Genomic DNA, 20,099 nt, shown 5'->3' with positions numbered 1-20,099 from the left:
TGGCCCGCCGCCCGACAGCGGCACGAACACCGACTATCGCTGCTATCATGCCAACATGCCGATCCGCTCGGTCGCCGCGCTGGTGCTGCCCGGCGTGACCCCGCTCGCGCTGGGCATCGCGGGCGAGGTCTTCGAGGGCCTCGAGGTCACGTTCTGCACCCCGCGGCCGGGCCCGGTGCCGACGAGCCTCGGTGCCGCCGTCCACATCGGACACGGCCTGGCCGCGCTGGCCGCCGCCGACCTAGTGCTCGCCCTGCCCTGGAGCCGCTTCCGCGAGCCGCCGTCGCCGGCGGTGCTGGACGCCGTCCGCGAGGCCCACGCCGCCGGCGCAATCGTCGCGGCGCACTGCGTGGGCGCGTTCGCGCTCGCCCGGGCCGGCCTGCTCGACGGCCGGCCGGCCACTACGCACTGGCGCTTCACGGCGCTGTTCCGCGAGCTGTTCCCGCGCGTCGCCGTCCGCCCGGAGGCGCTGTACGTCGACGACGGCGACATCGTCACCGGCGCGGGCGCCGCCGCCGGCATCGACATGTGCCTGCACCTGCTGCGACGCGAGCACGGCGCGGCGGCCGCCGCCACGGTCGCGCGGGAGCTGGTGGTGGCGCCGCACCGCGACGGCGGTCAAGCGCAGTTCGTCCCGTCCCCGGTGCCGGCCGACCCGCACGACACGGCGCTGAGCGACGTGCTGGACTGGGCCCGGCGCAACCTGCACCTGCGCCTGACGCTGGACGACCTCGCCGCGCGCGCCACGATGAGCAGGCGCACGTTCCTGCGCCGCTTCCACGCCGCGACCGGCACGACACCCAACGCCTGGCTGCTCGCCCAGCGCCTCGACCTCGCCGAGCAGCTGCTGGAGACCACCACCCTGCCGGTCGAGCAGGTGGCCCACCGGGTCGGCTACGCCGGCGCCGCGTTCCTGCGGGCCCAGTTCGTCCGCCGCCGCGGCATCCCGCCGCACCGCTACCGCAAGGCCTTCGGCGCCGCCTGATCGTACTGCTCGGAAAGCGCGCCCCGGGCGACGCGCCCCGGAAGCACCGCCAGGAACACGACGTACAGTGCCACGAGCAGCAGCGGGCCGGGCCCGACCGCGAAGAACGAGCCGACCAGCCACACCTGTCGGGCTCGTAAACCGGGTTCGGCTACGCTGCCTGCGAGTATTCGTTGATCAGTCCGCCGAGAATCGGGCGCCGTTGGACCCGCGCGGCGGTGAGGTCAACGACCTGCGGTGGTGGGTTCGGTGGTCGCTGGCCGAGTGATCGATGGGGTCGGTGGCCGTTGTAGTGCTCGATGTACTCGGTCAGAACGGTCGTCAGGTGCCGTTCGCCGACGATGAGCATCCGGTCTGTGCACTCGGGTCGTACCGTACCGACCCAGCGCTCCGAGTAGGCGTTCGCTCTCGGCGCTTGTGGCGGTGTTCGGAGTACGTCGATACCTGCGGCGGTGAAGACCGTGTCGAAGGCGGCCGTGAACTTGTTGTCGCGGTCGCGGAGCAGAAATCGGAGTCCGTGGGCCCGCTGCTCGAGGCTCATGAGCAGGTTCCGGGCCTGTTGCGTGACCCAGGCGCCGGTCGGGTGCGTGGTGACACCGACGATGTGGACCTGGCGGGTGGCGAGTTCGATGAAGAACAGGACGTAGATGCGTTTGAGGAGCACGGTGTCGACGGTGAAGCAGTCGCAGGCCAGGATCGTGTGTGCCTGGGCGGTGAGGAACTGCTGCCAGGTGGGTCCGGTTCGGCGTGGTGCCGGGTCGATGCCCGCCTGGTGCAGGATTTTCCAGATCGTGCTGGCGGCGATCTGGTAGCCCAGACGTGCCAGTTCACCTTGCACGCGGCGATGGCCCCAGGTCGCGTTTTCCGCTGCCGGGCGCAGTACCAGCTCGCGGAGTTCCCGGTCGACTGATGGCCGGCCGGGGCGGGCGTGTGGGTAGGTCCAGTGTCGGGCGATCAGTTGCCGATGCCAGCGCAGCAGTGTAGCCGGGGTGACGAAGAACGCCGCCCATTGTGGTCGGGGGCAGCAGGCGCGACAGCGCGGCCAGCACCACCCGGTCGGCGGGCTGCAGGTCGGGGCGGTGGACCTGCCGACGTAGTACCGCCACCTGATGCCGCAACACGAGCAGTTCGACGTCTTTCGCGCCGCCGTCCCGGGCGAGCTGGGTGAGCATCCGCAGGATCTGGCGCAGGAGCAGGTACACCAGCGAGGCTGACATGGTCTGGATCGTCACCGCCCACGTTCCCCGGACCGCGCACAAAATCGCACGTCACAGCCACCGAACCGCATTTACGAGCCCTACAGGGTACTGGCGTCGATGGCGACCTGCAGGTTCGTCGAGTACCGGTAGTTCTTGCTCCGCATGGCCAGACGGTGGTCCCGGGTCGGGATCAGTGTGCCGTCGACGCTGGCGATCTGGTCGGCCGGCCGGCGCCGTACCGTTGCGAGGGCCAGGAGCGGCCCGACGGTGTCGATGACCCGGTGCGCGGCGGAGTGCGACACCCCGAACAGCGGACCGATCTGCCGCATGGTCAGGTTGGTCCGCCAGTACACGGCCACCAGCAGCACCCGGTCAGCCAGGTCGAGCGCCCACTGCCGGCCCGGCCGCCCGTCGACGATCGATTCCCCACCACGCTCGGCCACCAACCGGACCAGCCTGCGGAACTGGGCAGGCTGCACCCCGGTGAACGGAAAGATCCACTCAGGCCGGGCCGCGGAGATCACCTGCACCCAGACATCATCGACGATCATCCTCAGTGGACAGAGCTCGGGGTTACGAGACAGCCCTTAGCCAGTCGCGCAGTGTTCATAACACGGCGGCGGCCAGGTCCGGGACGTGGTCGCCGGACAGCTGCGGCAGCGCCGCAGCGTGACCGCCTCCCTGATCTCCGCTCGAATCGCGGAGATCAGGCACAAGGCGTCGCCGACTGCCTGGCCGCGAACTCGCGCCGTCCCGCGGTGGTCCGCCGTCACGCTCGGCCTCGGCGGCATCGTCGGCTCCTCTCCGCAGCCGGGCCGCTCGGCGCCGCCTGGACGCTGCCGCTGCTGATCGGCCTCGCCACCGCAGCCCGATACCGCCACCGGCGAACCGAATCGGCATCGTCGGCCTCCGCCGGTAGCGACTTCGTGGGCTGGCCGCCCATCGCATCGCCTTTCTCCTGTACCGACGGGCACCGCGCATAGCCGTGGTTCACGGCACCGGCGACGCACCTCACCAGCCCTGGCCTCCGCACTGCGCCGCCTCCATCCAGCCGACCCGAGCGGTGGCGCACCAGAGGGGGCGGCGACCGGTTACCAACCGCGGTCGGACACCCGCATGCCATCCGAGATCGAACGCCTGGCGCAGCAGATCAAAACGAACGTCGTGACCCGGCGCAGCGCACGCGGAGGCCGCAGCGCTGCAGAGTTGTTCATCGCCGCATTGCGCTGCCTCTACAAGCGGGTCGTCGCCGATGGGTACCTAACCGCCGCGGACGACCCCACCCAGAAGGTGGAGAAATCCTGCCGGCTGCCCAGCACCCGCCGAGCGATCGCCGACACATGCCTGGCGGAGATCAACCAAGTCGCCAGTGCCACGGGCGACGATCCGGACCTGGACACGCTGCTGAGGTGGAGGATTCCGGATCACAAGCTTGGTTCACGCCTGGACGCCGCAAGGCGGTCCGTCAGATCGAGGACCATAAGGCCGAAAACCGGCGAGTCGACGAACGGCTGCTTGGTGGCGACCTTCGTCCAGCCCCAATTGCGGTACGCGGCGAGTGCAGGGTCGTTGTCGGGGCGTACGAGTAGGTGGGCGACCTGTTCGTCGCGTTCGCGGAGCAGTTCGTCGTGGATCTGCTGGCCGTAGCCGTGTCGTTGCCAGCGAGGGTGGACGGCGAACTCGCGGAAGATGTACACCGGCCGGCGGCCGCGCGCCTGCAGTGTGCTGAGGCCGAGACCTACCTCCGGGGGCGGGCCGGTTCAGCGCGGCTGTTCCGTATCACGGGTGTCGCCACCTCTGCCACGTCTTCCACGTCGATCCAGCCCACACGACCGCCGCCGGCCGCGGTGCGGATCTGACCGCGCGCATCCCGCTACCGCAGCACCTGACGGCGTACGCGGCACGTCCTCGCCCACGACGGGCGTCACACCGTCGCTCCGCTGAGGTGTGCTCGAAGCGGCCCGGCCATCACGGCGACGAGGATCGCACAGGCAGCAGGAGTGGACCCTACGTACTATGGCTCGGTGGAGAACCGCGACTGGCTGGGTGATTTCTTACGACGCCGGCGCGAGGCGCTGTCACCCGTGGAAGCGGGATTGACTTCACTGCGCCGGCGACGGACACCAGGGCTGCGGCGTGAAGAGGTGGCGGCGCTGGCCAACGTGTCGGCTACTTACTATGAGCGTCTCGAGCAGGCGAGAGGGCCACGGCCATCGGCGACGGTCCTGGCCGCGATCGCGGTGGCACTGCGGCTGACCGAGACCGAGAAGGCCCACCTGTTCCGGCTGGCGGGCCACATGGCGCCGGCCCGATGGGACCCGCAGCCCGAACCGGTCGATCCCGGGCTCGCGTACCTGATGACAGCGATCTCGGAGACGACTCCGGCGTTCGTCACCGACGACCTGGGCACCGTCCTGGCGCAAAACTGGCTCAATGTCACGCTGTTCGGGCAGTTCGCAGACCGGCCAGGCCTCGAGGCGAATCTCGTTTGGCACTGGTTCACGTCGCCGGCGTGGCGGCATCGGCTCGACCCGCCGGAGCAACAGGAGCAGACCGGGATGGCCTACGTGTCGGACCTGAGGGCGATAATCACCCAACGCGGTCAGGACCGTACGGCGGGTGAGCTCGTCGAGCGGCTGTGCGAGGCCAGCACGGAGTTCCGGGCGATGTGGGGGCGGCATACGGTCGCAATGCTGCACTGCTCGACGAAGGTGGTGCACGACGAGCGAGTCGGCCGCCTCGACCTGGACTGCGAGATCGTGACCGGGGCGACGGCCCGGCAGCGGATGCTCACACTTCAGCCGGTTGCCGGCACGCCCACCGCTCACCGGATCGCCGCACTGCACACCTACCGCTTATCCCCACACAATCAGGACGTGGTTGTCGCCGCTGGGCTCCCCTAACGTTTCCAAGCATGCGCAACGTCGTTCTTGTTCACGGTTTCTGGCACGGTTCCTGGTGCTGGACGCCGATCACCAGCCGCCTCGCCGCCCAGCAAATCCGATGAGTCGCCGTCGACCTCGACGGCCACGGTCTCAAAGCGGCATCTCCTCGCTTCCGCTGGGCCAACCCCGTTCGACCCGGCGGCTCGGACGGCCCGATGGGCATCCCGGGCGAAGCGTTCCCGGTAACCCGGGAAAGGTTCGGCAGCGTCCCGCGCAGCTGCGTGGTCTGCACCCGGGACAACGCGATCCGGCCAGCCCTGCAACACCGCTTCGTCCGCGAGATCGACGCGGTATCCATGTCGCAGACCAAGGTCTTCGAGCTTGAGGCCTCCCACTTACCGTTTCTCTCCCCCCAGACGATTTGACGGAGATCATCAGCACGATCGCTTGACGTCCCCGGGTCCGGGCCGCGCGGCACTCGGGCCCGGTCAGCGCATCGAGGTCCAGGTCATCCGAGGGACGGCCACAGCGGTCGGCCCGGCGTAGACGCGGCGAGCGACGGCCAGGTGGGGCCGGGTTCGCTGACCGGCCACAGGTGGGTGAGCCAGAGGGCGGCGGCGCCGGCTCGAGTGGCGAGGACGCCGGTGTAACCCGTACCTGGCCACCCGCCATGACGCTGGCGCGCAAGTGGGGTGCAGATCCGCAGAGTGCGCCCGAGGAGAACGACCCCGCCCGCCTTGCTCGACCCGGCGCGGCGTCGCCGGCCGGGTGTCTGAGCGGCAAATCCGACCCCGGCTCGCACCACACACATTCGCTTCGAAGACGAAGCAATACCCCAGAAGGGTCCTGAGATGAAGGCAGTGCGTTACCACGAGTACGGCGATCCGAGCGTCCTGCGCTACGAGGACGTCGAGCAGCCCACGGCTGGCGCAGGGCAGGTGCTGATCCGGGTCGCGGCGACATCGTTCAACGGCGTCGACGGCAACATCCGGGCCGGTTTCATGCAGGGCCCGATCCCGGTGACGCTACCGCACACGCCGGGCATCGACGTCTCCGGCACGGTCGCCGCGCTCGGCGATGGCGTCACCGACGTCCAGGCCGGCGATCGGGTGATCGGGTTCCTGCCGATGACCGAGGACGGCGCGGCCGCAGAGTACGTCGTGGCCCCGGCCGAGATCCTGGCGGCGGCGCCGGCGAGGATCCCGCTCACCGACGCCGCCGCGCTGCCGATCGTGGGCCTCACTGCGTGGCAGGCACTGTTCGACCACGCGCGGCTGACGGCCGGACAGCGGGTACTTATCAACGGCGCGGGCGGGGCGGTTGGCGGCTTCGCGGTGCAGCTGGCCAAGCGGGCCGGGGCGTACGTGGTCGGTGTGGCCGGGCCGCGTACCGCCGAGCGGGTCAAGGCCCTGGGCGCCGACGAGGTCGTTGACCACTCCAGCACCACGGTGGCTACGGCCACGACCTCGGTGGACGTGGTGCTCAACGTGGCGCCGGTCGAGCCGGCTCAGCTGAACGAGCTGATCGACCTGGTCCGGGCGGGCGGCGTCCTGGTCAACACCACGGTGTGGATGCCCGCTCCTTCCGACGAGACGCGGGGCGTCCGCGGCATCAATCTGTTCGTCAACAGCGACGCCGCCCAGCTCGCGCAGCTCGTGGCGCTGGTCGACTCCGGCGAGCTGCGCGTCGACGTCGCGGAGCGGATGCCTTTGGCGCAACTCGCCGACGTCCACGCCCGGGCCGCCGCCGGTGCACTGCACGGCAAGACCGTCATCGTCCTCTGATCGAACGCCTCCCTCGTTCGGCACGACCTCGAACCACGCGCGCCGTCAACCAGGAGCCACTCAGCCTCACCGGCTTCCTGGCCGCCCGCCGCACCGAGCTCGAGGCGTGACCGATCTCGGCGACCATTTGTTCACCACGAAGGAGACAACCCTGATGATTCCTGCTGACGATCCCTCCCGCTCGCTCACCCTGGCGGACCCGGACGACCCGGGCACGACATACATCTCGCTGGTGGGCAACACCTACGCCATGCTGATCACCGGTGCGCAGACGAACGGCCAGTACTGCCTGATCGACATGCGCGTACCGGACGGCGGCGGGCCGCCCCCGCACCGGCACGACTTCGAGGAGATGTTCACCATCCTCGAGGGCGAGATCGAATTCACCTTCCGCGGCGAGAAACACACCGCACGGGCCGGAACCACGGTCAATGTCCCCGCCAACGCACCGCACAACTTCCGCAACGTCTCCGGCGTCCCGGCCCGCATGCTCTGCATGTGCACGCCCGCCGGCCAGGACGAATACTTCACGCGGATCGGCGATGTCGTCGCGGGCAAAGACGCGCCGCCGCCGCAGCTCTCTACCGACGAACTCGCCGAGCGCCGCCGGCGCGCGGCCGAACTGGCCCCGCTCTACCGCAGCGAGTTCCTATAAACCACCGGACACCATCGCCTCGGATGTCGACAAACCAGTGACGCTTGAGCATCGGGCAGTCAGCCCGAAGGGCCCTGGTTTCGCGGCACGAGGCCTGGAAAGTTTCCACGCGACAGGTGTCGGAAAGATCAGAACTATGTCTATCTGGAGCTGGTTCAAGAAGACGCGCCGCGAGCGGGTCGAACAGCTTCACAACGAGGCCGTGGCCAAGGCGATGGCCCGCGGCGCCACCCCGGAAGAGGCCATGGCCGCCGGAGAGCGCGCCGCACGTGGCACCAATGCCGCAATGATCGCAATCATCAACCCCTGATCAGTACGCGCGGTCGGTAACGCCCGATCCGTCCGATCGGGCATTACCGGCCTATTGGGCGTTACCGGCCGCACACGGATCACCCTCAGCCGGGCCGTACTTCGCCGCCGACACGGGCGAGCGTGATTCACCTCGCATATATTTGTCCCTGACGTCAACGTGAGGTTTTAGCGTGGCGGTATGCAAATCAACGGCTCAACAGCACTCGTGACCGGCGCCAACCGCGGCCTCGGCAAGGCCTTCGCCGAGGCCCTCCTCGCCCGGGGCGCCACCGTCTATGCGACCGCCCGTCGCCTGGAAAGCATCGGCATCCCCGGTGCCATCGCCCTCCAGCTGGACATCACGGATCCCGCGTCCATCGAGGCCGCCGCAGGCAAGGTGGGCGACCTCGACATCCTCATCAACAACGCCGGCACCTCCACGGAAGCCCCGCTGCTCGGTTCCTCCACGGAGAACATCCGCCGCGACCTCGACACCAACTTCTGGGGCACCCTGAACGTCACCCGCACCTTCGCGCCCAGGCTGGCCGGTGGTGCCATCCTCAACGTCATCTCGGCGCTGAGCTGGTACACCTTCAGCCCCAGCAGCAACGGCTACGCCGCCTCCAAGGCCGCGGAGTGGTCCCTGACGAACGGCATCCGACTCGAGTTGGCCGACCAGAAGACTCTGGTCACCGCCCTGGCGCTGGCGATCGCCGACACGGACATGATGGCCGGCGTCGACATCCCCAAACTCGCGCCCCACGAGGTGGTCGCCCAGGCCCTCGACGGACTGGAAGCGGGCAAGATCGAAGTCATCGCCGACAAGCCCACCGCCAACGTCAAGGCATCCCTCTCCCGCGATCCCGCCGACTTCTACGCCGACATCACCGGCAACCTCTTCGCCTGACTTCACCGGTATTCCGCCTGCCGGAGTAAACGGCAGAGTCGACGCGGATTGGTGCAGCAGCCAGACCAGGCCGACCTGGGCCGGGGCGCACCCCAGGCGCTCGGCCGCGGCGATGACGGCCGGCTCGCCGGTCATTTTCGGCATGCCGGGAGCTTCGCCGTCGATCAGCGATCGAAGACCCGTCCCCCGGCCCGGGTCAGCCTTTCCGGCCACCGACCTGGTCGAGCCAGTTCAGGATCACGCTGATCGCCAAGCCTGTGTTGCCGACCTGGCAGTGGTTCTGCGCCTGCTCCTCCTCGGTGAAGACCCGGCACGTGACCGACGGCGCGGCGGTCAGGGTCATCACCTGGTCGCCGAGCTGATGCAGAGGCACGTAGTGATCCTTGGTCCCGACCATCAGCAGGATGTCCTGCTTCACGAGCGAGGAGACGTCATCGGTGTGGTATTGGTCCCAGGCCTTGAAGACGTCCGACGGGGTGTCCACGCCCATGACCCTCTTGCCCTGATTGAAGGTCCACTCGGTGAGCAGGTCGGACTTGCTCACCGCGTCGATGGCCGCGTTGAGAGCCGTCGCCGGGATCTGCTCCGCGTTCTTCTCGACCGTCTCCAGGCCGACCGCGTCCAGCGCCCTCGATGCGTTCTCGTGCAGGTCGGTGAAGACGTCCCAGGCGACCACCCGGGCGACCCGGGGCTCGCGGGCGGCCGCCCGGACGACCAGGCAGCCACCGAGCGAGAAACCCATCAGAGTGACGCCGTCAAGCTTGAAGTAGTCCAGCACGGCCCCAACCGGCAGATGCCAGTCCGGGGTCATCGGAACACCGGCGTCCAGCACCATGCCCTGGCCCGGCCCGTCGAAGATCACCGTGTCCAGGCCGGCGTCGCGCAGGGCGATCGCCGCCGGCAGCCACTCGGCGATGTAGCTGTCGTAGCCGCCAAAGATCACGATGGTTCCTCGCGGCTTATCCGGGGTCAAACGGTAGGCGGCGAGCTGCGTCTTCTGGAACGGGACCTGGAACTTGTCGGCCTCGGTGACACCGAAGGCGGATTCGACCCCGTCCAGGAACCGCTTCCTGGCCTGGTCGAAGCGAGAATCGTCAGGCTGGAGGAAGAACTGCGCCCCCCGTGAGTAGTAGGCGGCCGGCACCGCGCGCTTCTGGTTTACCGCCTGGTCACTGAGCTGCAACATCTCGCGGGTCCAGTCGTCATAAGTCTTGATGCGCTTTCCCGCCGCGCGCATCTCGTCGAGCATCTGCTGCTCGTTGGCCCACCCGTAGAACCGGTTCATCTGGAAGTTCAGGGAGAGGTTCGGGTGCAGCTCGTGGTATCCGACCGGGAAGCGGCTGATGATCTCCTGATCGCTGACGGTCATGGAAGCTCCTTCCAGGGCGACTTGATCTCGCATTCCAGCCTTTTCCCTGCCGCCGAACAAATAATCAGCCAGGTGCAGACAACCGAAACCCCAGTTCGAGGCCACCCGAAAACCCAGAAGCGGACCGCTGTCCTGATTAGAGATCAGTTCAAAATGACTCCGTGTGTCTGATTGGGTTGCTGATCAAGGTGATCGACACTCATGTGGTGTCTCACACAGTGCTCGCGGACGAGCTGTGGTCGCGGGTGAAGCCACTGATTCCGGTGCGGCAGCGGCGACACCGCTACCCGGGCCGGGCCCGGACCCCGGACCGGGCCGTCCTGGAAGGCATCTTGTTCGCGGCCCGGACCGGGGTCTCGTGGAATGCGTTGCCAACGGCCGCGTCTGGGGCGTCCGGTGCGACGTGCTGGCGACGGTTGAAGGAGTGGCATGAGGCCGGCGTCTGGCAGCAGCTGCACGAGCTGATCCTGGCCGAGCTGCGCGCCGCGGGCCGGCTTGACCTGTCCGCGGCGCGCAGCTGACCACGAGCCGGCGACGGCGTAGATGCTGGACCATCTGCAGGCAGGTCCAGCCGGCGCTGCGGTCGGGTAGCAGCCTGCGAATGATGTCGATCATCACGTCCTCGCGGACGTAGAGGTTCGACGCCCCTCCCCCAACGCGTAGTTTCGCGCTGGTGTGGCCGTGCCGGCAACGGTACGCGGCACGACCATGCGACCAGCACGAATCGAGGCGGCGCCGACACGACCGGCAGCGCAACAGGCCCGCCAGCCGGTACTCCCGCACTCCATCATCGCGCGGCGCCGGAAGCGCGGTGATCTGCTGCGCGGCGATGAAGTCCACCTCGGACACCAACGCCGGATGCGCGAGGTGTTTGGAGATCACCCACTGATCGGTGCCGGCCCACCGCTGCGTCTTGAACGGGCCTGGCAGATGCGGCGGCGTGTACCGCCCTGGCTGACGGTTCCACACCTGCCTGCCGGTGTACTTCGCGTTGCTCAGCACCGCCCGCACCGTCGTCAACGCCCACCCGGCACCGGAGCGGTGCGGGTTGCGCTCCCGGTCCACCCGCGACGGGCACGGCACACCGTCATCGTTGAGACCCGCCGCGATCCTCGACGTACTGCACCCGGCAAGCCGCTCCGCGAAAATCCGACGCACCGTCGGCGCCGTCGCCGGATCCGGATCGTAGCGACGCAACCGCCGACCCCACTTCGCGTGCTTCGCGTTCGGATACGGACCGGAATCCACCAGCCGGTACCCGTACAACGGACGACCACCCAGGAACCGGCCCTCCTCACGAGTCTGCGCCCGCATCGCCGCCAACGCCCGCGACCGAGCCCGCAACACCTCCCGCTTCGACTGCGCACCCAACAACATCACCAACGCCCGATGCGACGGATCCCCTAGGTCGATCCGGCCGTGCGCCTCCGGCAACCACAACTGCACATCGGACGCCTCGAACAACGACACCATCGACAACAGCTGGTCACCGTAGAACGCCCGCTCATACTCCCCCACCACCACCGCATCGAACCCACGATCCGGATCTGCGAACGACTCCAGCAACGCCGCCGCCCGAGGCCGCTCCCGCCACGGCAACCGCCGACTCCGGTCGACATCGAAGAACTCCGCCACGACCCGACCATGACCCGCGATCAACTCCTCGGCAACATCCCGCTGCCACCGCCGCGACGACTCCGGCTCCTGGAAATCGGCCGTCGACACCCGCCCGTAGAAGACAAACCGCAAGCCACCCGTCGCGTCCGGGGTCCGCCGACACGAACGCCCGGCCGGCCGCACCTCATCCACCCCACACGCCAAGAGATCAGCACCAGCGGAATCCGGAATAGCAGCCAACGAGGAGCTCCGAGTCAGAGCAGGGAAGGCGAGACGTGTTCACCTAACGCCCATGAGGCCAGAGCAAGCCGGACGACCTGTGCGATCTGACCGTGATGGCCCAGCGAACGGGGCCGGCTGGCATCCTGGCCACGAGTCGCTACCGTCGAGGTGACGACCTGAATATCCGCGCGGTGGAGGTACGGCCGAGCCGGCCTCGCTCTCCTACGCCAACGAACCCTGCTCGCATAAGACCGGCAGGCACCGCCGTTTCTGCGCCAGAGCCGTTAATTTGACAGACCCGAAGCCCTGCATATCAAAAGCGGTGAGGAACGTCCGGATGGCGGAACTGCCCGAGCGAACGATGCCAATGCGACGGTCCGGATGTAAGGCTGGCGTGTCTCGTCCTGGAGGTACCTTTGATTGTTGATCTTCGCGCTGGCTCAGCAGCCGACGAGACCGTGCTCGAGGATCTCGAGAGCTGGTTGACCAGCGATTTCGACCTGCGCGGGGCGGTCCGCCGCAATATCGTCCAGCCCCGGACTGGCGAGATGGGGGCGGTCAGCGACGTGCTGTCGGTGGCGCTGGCGAGTGGCGGGGCAGTTACCGCGCTGGCTGCATCCCTTCGGGTGTGGTTCGCGCAGCCCCGCCGTTCGGACGTCCGGCTGAAGGTGACCACCGCGCAAGGCGAGACCATTGAGCTGGACGCCCGACGTATCGACAATGCTGAGGCGATCTTGAAGGTTGTGCTGACGCGCGAGACGGCGGTGCAACTGCCGGCTGAAGGCGATGACGGTGCGGCTGCATCGTGATGGATCGTCATCTCCATCGACGGGCAGCTGCGGACGATGACGGTGCGTCTCCCGCGTCGTGACGGATCTTCCGTTCTCCTAATCGGCACGAGCAAATACGTTTCACCAGACCTTCCCGACCTGCCTGCGGTGCGCAACAACCTGGCGGGGCTCGCGGCGGCGCTGACCGATCCGCGGTACGGCGGCATCCAGCCGGTCAACTGCCGCATCATCGACCAACCCGCGAGTCCGCTCACGATCAGCCGAGCCGTGCGCGAGTTGGCGCGTGCGGCGGACGACACGTTGATCGTCTACTTCGCAGGTCATGGGATTGCCGGTCGGACGAGCGGTGAACTCTTTCTCGCATTGCCCGAGTCCGATCCCGAGGATCCAGCACTCAGCGCGCTGCGGTACGACGATCTCCGGAATCTGCTGGTGGCCAGTGGGTTCGTCCGAGCCAAGACCCGTGTCGTCATTCTTGACTGCTGCTTCAGTGGCCGCGCAATCCCGACGATGTCCAGTGCGCAGGTCGGCGGGCTGGTGGAGATCGACGGCGTGTACGTGTTGACGGCGACCGCTCGTAACCAGCCCGCGCTTGCACCGGAGGGCGAGCGGTACACGGCGTTCAGCGGTGCGCTGTTGGAGTTGCTCCGCAACGGCATCGCCGACGGGCCGGAGTTGCTGAGCCTGGGCGTGATCCATGAGCAGTTGAACGGGATGCTGCGGGCGCGTGATCTTCCGAGGCCCGAGCAGGTCAATTACAGGTCAGCCGCGCAGCTGGCGCTGACGCGGAATCCGGCCTACCGCCCGGCCCCCATCACGCCGCCGCCGCAGCCCCCGGCCGTGCCAGCCAACCCGGTCGGAACGGCAACAATGCAACCGCTACCGGCCATGCCTCAGCCCGCCCCGCAGCGCCCGTTACCACCGCTGCCGCCGTCCCAGGCCCGATCTGCCGAGTCGAAGCCGCCGATCCGGCCCGTGAAGAGCGCGACACCCGCGAAGAAGGCCAACGCCGCCCGGCCTTCCTCCAGGGTCCGCCGTCGCGGCGGTGCGGTCGTCACCACGCCCCTGGGGCTGCTCGGCCGAGGTGTAATCGCGCTCTGGATGGGGGTCGCGCACGGCGTCGGCTGGACCGCCCGCGTCGTGGGCCGGCAGGCCGCCAGCACCCGCGACCTGGACCCCGAGCACCGCCGCGACGGCGGTGGACTGGCACTCATCTGCCTTGCGGTGCTGTTCGCCGCGGCATTGTGGTTCCGCACGCCGGATCCGGTCACGAGCTGGCTGGCCACAGCAATGCGGCTGACCTTCGGCGCGCTCGCCAACGCGCTGCCGGTGCTACTGCTCCTCAATGCGGTGGCTCGGATGCGTAGCACCCCAGACGAAGACAACCGCGGCCGTGGCATCGTCGGCTGGGCCGCGCTGTTCATCGGCGGCGCCGGCCTCGCCCACATCGCCGCCGGCCGGCCGGCAAGGTCCCCGGCTCAAGACGAGGCCGGCGGGCTGCTGGGACGTTTCGGCGGCGGCACCATCGACGCGGCGCTCACTCCGTGGATCGCGCTGCCGCTGCTCATCCTGCTGTCACTGTTCGGTTTGCTCGTCGTCACCGCGACACCGATCAGCCGCATCCCGCACCGGTGGCGGCAGCTACGTGACCTGGCCCTCGGCCGGGTCGAGGACCCGATCCTCGGCGTGGACGAGGAGTTCGAGGAGATCTATGACGAGCCGGAGCCGCGTCCGGCCCGCCGCTCGCCGGCCCACCGGCGGCAGGCGGCCGCGCTGCCGCACCCGCTCGACGATCCGGGCGGTCCGCTCGACGGCTAAAACGCGGCGGCGCCCGACCTGGGTGCCGGTCTCACCGGCGACCAGGTCGTGCATGACACGGCCGTGCTGCAGCGCACGCCGGCAGTTCGCGGTTGGCGCCTTGCGCAGCGGCAGCGGTATCGAGCAGTTCTTGGGTGGCGTTGAGGTCGACGGTGTGGCTGCCGTGCGGTGGGTTGCGGTCAGCCCGATGGGTGGGCAGTACCGGATCTCGCTGCATACGGTGCAGGACCTTGATGATGACCGGTTCGGTGACCTGCCCGAGTTCCCGTCACTGGATCCAGTGGACGAGGACTACGTCGGTGAGGGTCGCGAACTCGGTTGCAGCACCGACGAGGAGCAGGCGATCGCGCTGGCCGAACGACTCGCCGGCGCAGCGGCAGATCGGTGGGTGAACTTCGGTGTGGCTGGCGAGGAGTATCTGGATCTGGTGCGGTCTCGGCGAAGTGGGTCGCCAGGGTCCTGATCCGGCACGGTCTGTCCGACGGTCAGACCCGTGTGGGCGAGGAAGCCGTCGATCAGGTCGGGCCGGTACTGGAGGCGCCGTTGCGTTGTGCGTCGGCAAGATCCAGGCAGACTTGAGCGGGTGAGGTCATCGACCCGACCTGATCCGTGGCTGCCTCCGAAGTCGGCGTTCGCCGGGTTCCGGTTCCCGCCCGAGGTCATCGTCGTCGCGGTCCGCTGGTATCTGCGCTACAGCCTCTCGTACCGTGACGCCGAGGAGTTGCTGGTCGAGCGTGGCGTGAAGGTCGACCACGTCACCGTGTACCGGTGGGTGCAGCGGTTCACCCCGCTGCTGGCCGATGCGGCTCGGTTCTGCCGCCACTCGCCAGGCGACAGGTGGTTCGTCGATGAGACCTACGTCAAGGTCAGCGGAGTCTGGCGGTACGTGTACCGGGCTGTCGACCAGTACGGGCAGGTCATCGACGTGCTGGTCTCGGCCCGCCGTGATGCTGACGCAGCTCGGCGGTTCTTCCGGCGGGCGCTGTCAACGTTGAAGGTCAAACCCAGCGAGGTGGTCACCGACGCTGCCGCGATCTACCCCGCCGTCCTCGACGAGTTGATCCCGTCCGCATGGCACCACGTCGAGCGGTACGTCAACAACCGGGTCGAGGCAGATCATAGCCAGCTCAAACACCGGTTGAGACCAATGCGCGGGTTGCGAACAGACAAGACAACGCAGGTGGTCATCGCGGGGCACGCCTTCATGCAGAACCTGCGGCGCGGGCACTACGAACTCGCCGTCGACACCCCGCCAGCAATGCGGGTCGCTGCGGCGTTTGCCGAACTCGCCTGGGCGATCTGACCTCGGAACGAGGACAAGTTCGACGCGTCCATCGATCCCTCAACGCAACAGCGCCCCATCGTGCGGGTCAGCCGTACCGGCCTGACGACAGCGTGGTCGCGGCAGACGGCCGCACCGCAGTCGGCGCATACACCGACGACACCTTCGGCACCGCAGTCGAGGCAGTTCATGACGTCGTGCCGGCTGCCGGCCGGGGTGAAGTAGCGCCTGCGGGCCCACAAGGACACATACACGAGGGCGACCAGAACCGGAACTTCGATGAGCGGACCGACGACACCGGCGAGCGCTTGGCCCGATGTGACGCCGAAGGTGCCGATCGCCACTGCGATGGCGAACTCGAAGTTGTTGCCGGCAGCGGTGAACGCCAGCGTGGTTGTGCGCTCATAGCCGAGGCCGATGGCCTTGCCGAGCAAGTACGAGCCAGCCCGCATGACGGCGAAGTAGGCCAGCAGCGGCAGTGCGATGCGGGCGACGTCCAGGGGTTGGCTGGTGATGGCCTCGCCCTGCAACGCGAAGAGGATGACGATGGTGAACAGCAGCCCGTACAGCGCAGCCGGGCCGATTCTGGGCAGCAATCGCTGCTCATACCAGGCGCGGCCCTTCGTACGTTCGCCGAAGCGGCGGGTGAGGTAGCCGGCCGCGAGCGGGATGCCCAGGAAGATCAGGACGTTGCGAGCGATGTCCCAGGCCGAGATGTTGAGTTCGGCGCCGGGCAGGCCGAGCCAGCCGGGCAGCACGGCGAGGTAGAACCAGCCGAGCAGGCCGAAGGCGATGACCTAGAACATGGAGTTGAGTCCGACGAGGACGACGGCGGCTTCCCGGTCACCGCAGGCGAGGTCGTTCCAGATGATGACCATGGCGATGCAGCGGGCGAGGCCGACGATGATCAGGCCGGTGCGGTACTCGGCGTGGTCGGCGAGGAACAGCCAGGCAAGCGCGAACATGACGGCGGGCCCGATGATCCAGTTGAGCAGCAGTGACGAGATCAGTAGGCGCGCGTCGCCGGTGACGGTGTCGAGGCGGTCGTAGCGGACTTTCGCCAGCACCGGGTACATCATGATGAGCAAGCCGACCGCGATCGGCAGGGAGATACCGCCGATCTTGACGGCCTCCAGGGCGCTGTTGAGGCCGGGGATGACGCGGCCGAGGACGAGACCGGCCACCATGGCGATACCGATCCACAGCGGCAGGAGCCGATCAAGACGCGACTGGCGCGCGACCGCCGTCGGGTCGGACGTCCTGGTCAGCTCGGCGGTACTCATGGACACTCCCGGCGGTTCTGGGCATTGGTCCGGGCGCGTTGTGCCAGGTGGCTGAGTTGCGCGGCGGCGGCCTGCAACGCTTCGGGCTGCAGCCGGTAGTACGTGTAGCGGCCGTGCGGTTCGGCCACGACGAGCCCGGCTTCGCGTAGCACACGCAGATGGTTGGACACGTTGGGCTGCTTTGCGCCGGTGTCCTCCACGAGGTGGCACGTGCAGGCCGGGCCGTCCGCGAGTCGTTCGATGATCTGCGCACGGATCGATGGAAGGCCTGTCAGCGGTCTGCGGTGACAGTGACCCTGGTTGCCCCGGTTCTGGCCAGCCAGGTACCGACGACGTTGGCGGCGATCAGCGTCCGATTGTCCGGGTCCCACAGCAGGATCGTGTCGGCCTGCGCGAGCGCCAGCAGTGCGGTCGTCGACGCCGGACTCGGGCAGATCGTGTGCTGCTGGTCGTCCTCGGTGACGATCATGAGCTCGAACCGGCCGTCGGTGCCGTCGGGACCGGCAATCCAGTTGGCGTTGAGCGCCTTGACCGGCGAGGTCTGCGCGCTTGCACCAGGCATCGTCGTTCGACCAACCTTCCGTCTCGTGGGCTACACGTTGGTGGATTCCTCCACGGCGAGCAGGGCAGCCAACTGCCGCATCAGGCCTCGCCGGGCTCGGTAGTACACCCAAGTGCCGCGGCGCTCGGCGTCGACCAGACCGGCCTCGCGCAGGGTTTTCAGGTGGTGCGAGATCGTCGGTCCCGACAGGTCGAACGCCGGGGCGAGATCGCAGACGCAGATCTCGCCCTCGGAAGCTGAGGCGATCATCGACAGCAGCCGCAGCCGGACCGGGTCGCCGAGGGCCTTGAACGCCGGGGCGAGCATCGCCGCCGTCTCGGCCTGGATGCGCTGCTGCGCGATCGGGCTGCAGCAGGGCTCGCTCGCGTTGAGGTCGGTGAGGGTGAGGACCGCCGACTGTTTCGACATGCTTCTAGGTTGACAGATCTCAAATCAGCGTGCAACTGTTTGATTCGACAGACGTCGAGACAGCCTGGGCGTCATGATCAGGGAGACCGACATGTTCCGACTCACTCGCCGCTCCAGCACCCGCTCCGGGGTGCGGTTCTGCGACGACTGCGCCGAAGTGACCACCGCCGAGCAGCGGACCCACGCCCGCATCGAGGCGACGCGCACACACCCCACCGCCATCACCGGCCCGCGCTGACCAGAGCGCACCACAGATCGTCGAGCCGGCGACCCATTCGCATCCCGGCCCACCGACCGACATCCATCCCGCCTGTGCCACCGACCTTCGTTGAAGGAGCATGGCCATGAGCGAGACGCAGACACAGACCGGCATCCCGGCGCTGGCCCCGTCGGGCTGGCCGCATCGGTGCGGCAGTGGGGGTACCGCGGCGAGGCCGTTCGCAACGGCGTCAGACAGTTCAACGAGCGCGCATCGGCGGGTCTGGACCTGACCCCGGGCCGGGAACTCGACCGCCTGCCGCTCGACGAACCGCCGTACTACGTGATCGAAACGGCGCCGGCCATCACGTTCCCGTTCCACGGCGTGCTCATCGACGACCAGGCACGCGCCCTACGCGAGAACGGCCAACCGCTCGACGGCCTCCTCACGGCCGGCTCGGACACCGGCGGCCTGTGGAATCGCGCGTATGCCGGCGGTCTGGCTACAGCCCTCGTCTTCCGACTGACCGCGGCGGACACCGCCACGAAGCGGCCATGTCCGCCTGATGCGCTCGGTCAGCAGAGCGACCGGCTCTGTTGCATTCGTCGTTCGGCAAGATCGAGGCAGGCAGGAGCAGTGAAGCTCCCAAGTCGGCAGTCGCCCTCGCCGCCGCAGGCTGCCTTCGTCGGGTTCCGGTTTCCGCTGGAGGTGATCGTGGTCGCCGTTCGGCTTTACCTGCGCTACAACCTGTCCTACCGCGATGTCGAGGAACTCCTGCGAGCGTGGCGTTGCGGTCGACCACGTCACGATCTTCCGGTGGGTGCAGCGGTTCATGCCGCTGCTGGCCGACGCCGCCCGGTGCTGTCGGCACGCGCCCGGCGGCAGATGGTTCGTCGACGAAAGGTCTGTGAAGGTCCACGGCGTTCGGCGGTACGTGCACCGCGCCACCGACCAGGACGGCCAGGTCATCGACGTGCTCGTCTCCGCCCGCCGCGACGCCGCCGCGGCCCGCCGGTTCCTCCGCCGAGCCTTGGCCACGTTGAAGGCGACGCCGAGCGAGGTCGTCACCGACGCCGCCGCTGTCCATCCAGCGGTGTTCGATGAGCTGGTCCCGTCGGCGTGGCAGCACGTCGCGCGTTATGCCAACAACCGGATCGAGGCGGACCACAGCCAGCTCAAACACCGGCTCAAACCCATACGCGGACTCCGCACCGACCGAACAGCCACCGTGATCAGCGCCGGACACGCCTGCATGCAGAACGTTCGCCGCGGACACGACGAACTCGGCCTCGACACCGCACGCGGGCCTCGCATCACCGCGGCGCTCACCGAACTCGCCGCCGCCATCTGCAACCGGAAACACCGGCTGAACCACGTCTCCTGATCGCCAAATGCAACAGCGCGAGGCCGCCTACCTTTCCGGCGTGGACGTGCGCCGCATCCCGTTCATGCTGTTCGTCCTCACGGCCGCGACGGCCGGGCTCGCCGTCGCCGTCAAGGCATCCGCACCGGACAGCGTCGCGGCCGGAACCTCCGGGCTCGGCTTCGAGCTGACCGTGCTGACCGCCGTCCTGCGCGGTGGCGTGGCACTCACCGGCGGCAGCGGGTCGCTGCTCGGCGTCCTGCTCGGCGTGGTGTTCCTTGGCGGCCTGCAGAACGGGCTGACGCTGCTCGGCGTCCTGCTCGGCGTGGTGTTCCGTGGCGGCCTGCAGAACGGGCTGACGCTGCTCGGCGTGCCGACCTTCTGGCAGCAGATGGCTCAGGGCGGCGCGCTCGTCGTCGGCGTCGGGCTCGCCGTCCTGGGTCCCCGGCTCCGCGGCGGCAGGGTCTGACATCGTGCTG

General features: G+C 68.3%; 22 protein-coding genes and 5 pseudogenes. 16 read left to right on the top strand and 11 right to left on the bottom strand.

Annotated elements, in window-relative coordinates; genetic code table 11:
- Positions 1-55: 55 nt before the first annotated feature.
- A complete protein-coding gene (locus AB0B76_RS41030) occupies positions 56-985 on the top strand; it encodes a helix-turn-helix domain-containing protein (protein WP_360385897.1) in 930 nt (309 codons plus the stop codon).
- Here the strand turns inward: AB0B76_RS41030 and AB0B76_RS41025 are convergent.
- From AB0B76_RS41025 to AB0B76_RS41005, 5 genes and pseudogenes are all read right to left on the bottom strand, one after another.
- Complete coding sequence (locus AB0B76_RS41025) at positions 958-1,110, bottom strand: hypothetical protein (protein ID WP_360385895.1); 153 nt, start codon at positions 1,108-1,110, stop codon at positions 958-960. The genes AB0B76_RS41030 and AB0B76_RS41025 overlap by 28 nt on opposite strands.
- A gap of 26 nt (positions 1,111-1,136) precedes the next feature.
- Positions 1,137-1,823, bottom strand: a complete 687-nt coding sequence (locus AB0B76_RS41020) for an integrase core domain-containing protein (RefSeq protein ID WP_360385893.1) — start codon at positions 1,821-1,823, stop codon at positions 1,137-1,139.
- Entirely contained in the window at positions 1,813-2,217 is a 405-nt protein-coding gene (locus AB0B76_RS41015; protein ID WP_360385891.1) for a hypothetical protein, read from the bottom strand. Before AB0B76_RS41015 ends, AB0B76_RS41020 begins: the two co-directional genes overlap by 11 nt.
- A 77-nt stretch (positions 2,218-2,294) precedes the next feature.
- Positions 2,295-2,714, bottom strand: a pseudogene (locus AB0B76_RS41010) (transposase family protein); the annotation flags it as partial.
- Between the two features lie 894 nt (positions 2,715-3,608).
- Positions 3,609-3,881, bottom strand: coding sequence for a GNAT family N-acetyltransferase (locus tag AB0B76_RS41005; RefSeq protein WP_360385889.1), 273 nt, complete (start codon positions 3,879-3,881; stop codon positions 3,609-3,611).
- 327 nt (positions 3,882-4,208) lie between these two features.
- Between AB0B76_RS41005 and AB0B76_RS41000 the strand changes: the two genes are divergently transcribed.
- The 6 genes from AB0B76_RS41000 to AB0B76_RS40975 all read left to right on the top strand — a co-directional run bounded on the left by AB0B76_RS41000 (position 4,209) and on the right by AB0B76_RS40975 (position 8,706).
- Positions 4,209-5,087 carry a helix-turn-helix transcriptional regulator gene (locus tag AB0B76_RS41000; protein WP_360385887.1) on the top strand — a complete coding sequence of 293 codons (879 nt, stop codon included), beginning with the start codon at positions 4,209-4,211 and terminating at the stop codon, positions 5,085-5,087.
- A 197-nt stretch (positions 5,088-5,284) separates the two neighbouring features.
- Complete coding sequence (locus tag AB0B76_RS40995) at positions 5,285-5,494, top strand: hypothetical protein (RefSeq protein WP_360385885.1); 210 nt, start codon at positions 5,285-5,287, stop codon at positions 5,492-5,494.
- 426 nt (positions 5,495-5,920) lie between these two features.
- Positions 5,921-6,853 (top strand): NADP-dependent oxidoreductase, encoded by a 933-nt coding sequence (locus AB0B76_RS40990; protein ID WP_360385883.1) that lies wholly within the window; start codon positions 5,921-5,923, stop codon positions 6,851-6,853.
- Between the two features lie 106 nt (positions 6,854-6,959).
- Positions 6,960-7,508 (top strand): cupin domain-containing protein, encoded by a 549-nt coding sequence (locus AB0B76_RS40985; RefSeq protein ID WP_360385882.1) that lies wholly within the window; start codon positions 6,960-6,962, stop codon positions 7,506-7,508.
- 136 nt (positions 7,509-7,644) lie between these two features.
- On the top strand, positions 7,645-7,818 hold the full coding sequence (locus AB0B76_RS40980; protein ID WP_360385880.1) for a hypothetical protein: 174 nt from the start codon (positions 7,645-7,647) through the stop codon (positions 7,816-7,818).
- 180 nt (positions 7,819-7,998) lie between these two features.
- Complete coding sequence (locus AB0B76_RS40975) at positions 7,999-8,706, top strand: SDR family oxidoreductase (RefSeq protein WP_360385878.1); 708 nt, start codon at positions 7,999-8,001, stop codon at positions 8,704-8,706.
- 196 nt (positions 8,707-8,902) lie between these two features.
- Here the strand turns inward: AB0B76_RS40975 and AB0B76_RS40970 are convergent, their stop codons facing one another.
- Complete coding sequence (locus AB0B76_RS40970; RefSeq protein WP_360385876.1) at positions 8,903-10,075, bottom strand: alpha/beta fold hydrolase; 1,173 nt, start codon at positions 10,073-10,075, stop codon at positions 8,903-8,905.
- A 206-nt stretch (positions 10,076-10,281) separates the two neighbouring features.
- Between AB0B76_RS40970 and AB0B76_RS40965 the strand changes: the two genes are divergently transcribed.
- Positions 10,282-10,596, top strand: coding sequence for a transposase (locus AB0B76_RS40965; RefSeq protein WP_360385874.1), 315 nt, complete (start codon positions 10,282-10,284; stop codon positions 10,594-10,596).
- 304 nt (positions 10,597-10,900) lie between these two features.
- Here AB0B76_RS40965 and AB0B76_RS40960 read toward each other — a convergent pair.
- Positions 10,901-11,875: pseudogene (locus AB0B76_RS40960) on the bottom strand (recombinase family protein); the annotation flags it as partial.
- Between the two features lie 455 nt (positions 11,876-12,330).
- Here AB0B76_RS40960 and AB0B76_RS40955 point away from each other — a divergent pair.
- From AB0B76_RS40955 to AB0B76_RS40940, 4 genes are all read left to right on the top strand, one after another.
- Entirely contained in the window at positions 12,331-12,723 is a 393-nt protein-coding gene (locus AB0B76_RS40955; protein WP_360385872.1) for a hypothetical protein, read from the top strand.
- Between the two features lie 36 nt (positions 12,724-12,759).
- The gene (locus AB0B76_RS40950; RefSeq protein WP_360385870.1) at positions 12,760-14,523 is read left to right on the top strand and encodes a DNA translocase FtsK 4TM domain-containing protein; all 1,764 of its coding nucleotides are present in this window, start codon (positions 12,760-12,762) and stop codon (positions 14,521-14,523) included.
- Between the two features lie 100 nt (positions 14,524-14,623).
- Complete coding sequence (locus tag AB0B76_RS40945) at positions 14,624-14,986, top strand: hypothetical protein (RefSeq protein WP_360385868.1); 363 nt, start codon at positions 14,624-14,626, stop codon at positions 14,984-14,986.
- A 150-nt stretch (positions 14,987-15,136) separates the two neighbouring features.
- Positions 15,137-15,826, top strand: coding sequence for an IS6 family transposase (locus AB0B76_RS40940; protein WP_360385985.1), 690 nt, complete (start codon positions 15,137-15,139; stop codon positions 15,824-15,826).
- Between the two features lie 203 nt (positions 15,827-16,029).
- Here AB0B76_RS40940 and arsB read toward each other — a convergent pair.
- The 4 genes and pseudogenes from arsB to AB0B76_RS40920 form a co-directional block, all read right to left on the bottom strand.
- Positions 16,030-17,088: pseudogene (gene arsB, locus AB0B76_RS40935) on the bottom strand (ACR3 family arsenite efflux transporter); the annotation flags it as partial.
- Positions 17,085-17,459, bottom strand: a complete 375-nt coding sequence (locus AB0B76_RS40930) for a metalloregulator ArsR/SmtB family transcription factor (RefSeq protein ID WP_360385866.1) — start codon at positions 17,457-17,459, stop codon at positions 17,085-17,087. The gene AB0B76_RS40930 and the pseudogene arsB, both read right to left, overlap by 4 nt.
- Positions 17,360-17,650 (bottom strand): hypothetical protein, encoded by a 291-nt coding sequence (locus AB0B76_RS40925; protein WP_360385864.1) that lies wholly within the window; start codon positions 17,648-17,650, stop codon positions 17,360-17,362. Before AB0B76_RS40925 ends, AB0B76_RS40930 begins: the two co-directional genes overlap by 100 nt.
- Positions 17,651-17,680: 30 nt before the next feature.
- The gene (locus tag AB0B76_RS40920) at positions 17,681-18,058 is read right to left on the bottom strand and encodes a metalloregulator ArsR/SmtB family transcription factor (protein ID WP_360385862.1); all 378 of its coding nucleotides are present in this window, start codon (positions 18,056-18,058) and stop codon (positions 17,681-17,683) included.
- A 91-nt stretch (positions 18,059-18,149) separates the two neighbouring features.
- Between AB0B76_RS40920 and AB0B76_RS40915 the strand changes: the two genes are divergently transcribed.
- The 4 genes and pseudogenes from AB0B76_RS40915 (at position 18,150) to AB0B76_RS40900 (ending at position 20,089) form a co-directional block, all read left to right on the top strand.
- Positions 18,150-18,296, top strand: coding sequence for a hypothetical protein (locus AB0B76_RS40915; protein WP_360385860.1), 147 nt, complete (start codon positions 18,150-18,152; stop codon positions 18,294-18,296).
- 168 nt (positions 18,297-18,464) lie between these two features.
- Positions 18,465-18,743 (top strand): annotated as a pseudogene (locus AB0B76_RS40910) (FAD-binding protein); the annotation flags it as partial.
- Positions 18,744-18,893: 150 nt separating this feature from the next.
- A pseudogene (locus AB0B76_RS40905) lies at positions 18,894-19,641 on the top strand (IS6 family transposase).
- A 7-nt stretch (positions 19,642-19,648) separates the two neighbouring features.
- Positions 19,649-20,089: a hypothetical protein gene (locus AB0B76_RS40900; RefSeq protein ID WP_360385858.1), complete on the top strand. Its 441-nt coding sequence runs from the start codon at positions 19,649-19,651 to the stop codon at positions 20,087-20,089.
- Positions 20,090-20,099: the final 10 nt, after the last annotated feature.

The sequence above is a fragment of the Dactylosporangium sp. NPDC049140 genome (assembly GCF_040648435.1).
This window is presented reverse-complemented; position numbering and strand designations above follow the sequence as displayed.

Coding starts and splice junctions, on each gene's coding strand:
- AB0B76_RS41030 (WP_360385897.1), top strand. CDS start 56: ATGCCGATCCGCTCGGTCGCCGCGCTGGTGCTGCCCGGCGTGACCCCG.
- AB0B76_RS40995 (WP_360385885.1), top strand. CDS start 5,285: ATGGGCATCCCGGGCGAAGCGTTCCCGGTAACCCGGGAAAGGTTCGGC.
- AB0B76_RS40990 (WP_360385883.1), top strand. CDS start 5,921: ATGAAGGCAGTGCGTTACCACGAGTACGGCGATCCGAGCGTCCTGCGC.
- AB0B76_RS40980 (WP_360385880.1), top strand. CDS start 7,645: ATGTCTATCTGGAGCTGGTTCAAGAAGACGCGCCGCGAGCGGGTCGAA.
- AB0B76_RS40975 (WP_360385878.1), top strand. CDS start 7,999: ATGCAAATCAACGGCTCAACAGCACTCGTGACCGGCGCCAACCGCGGC.
- AB0B76_RS40970 (WP_360385876.1), bottom strand. CDS start 10,075: ATGACCGTCAGCGATCAGGAGATCATCAGCCGCTTCCCGGTCGGATAC.
- AB0B76_RS40950 (WP_360385870.1), top strand. CDS start 12,760: ATGACGGTGCGTCTCCCGCGTCGTGACGGATCTTCCGTTCTCCTAATC.
- AB0B76_RS40925 (WP_360385864.1), bottom strand. CDS start 17,650: ATGCCTGGTGCAAGCGCGCAGACCTCGCCGGTCAAGGCGCTCAACGCC.
- AB0B76_RS40920 (WP_360385862.1), bottom strand. CDS start 18,058: ATGTCGAAACAGTCGGCGGTCCTCACCCTCACCGACCTCAACGCGAGC.
- AB0B76_RS40915 (WP_360385860.1), top strand. CDS start 18,150: ATGTTCCGACTCACTCGCCGCTCCAGCACCCGCTCCGGGGTGCGGTTC.
- AB0B76_RS40900 (WP_360385858.1), top strand. CDS start 19,649: ATGCAACAGCGCGAGGCCGCCTACCTTTCCGGCGTGGACGTGCGCCGC.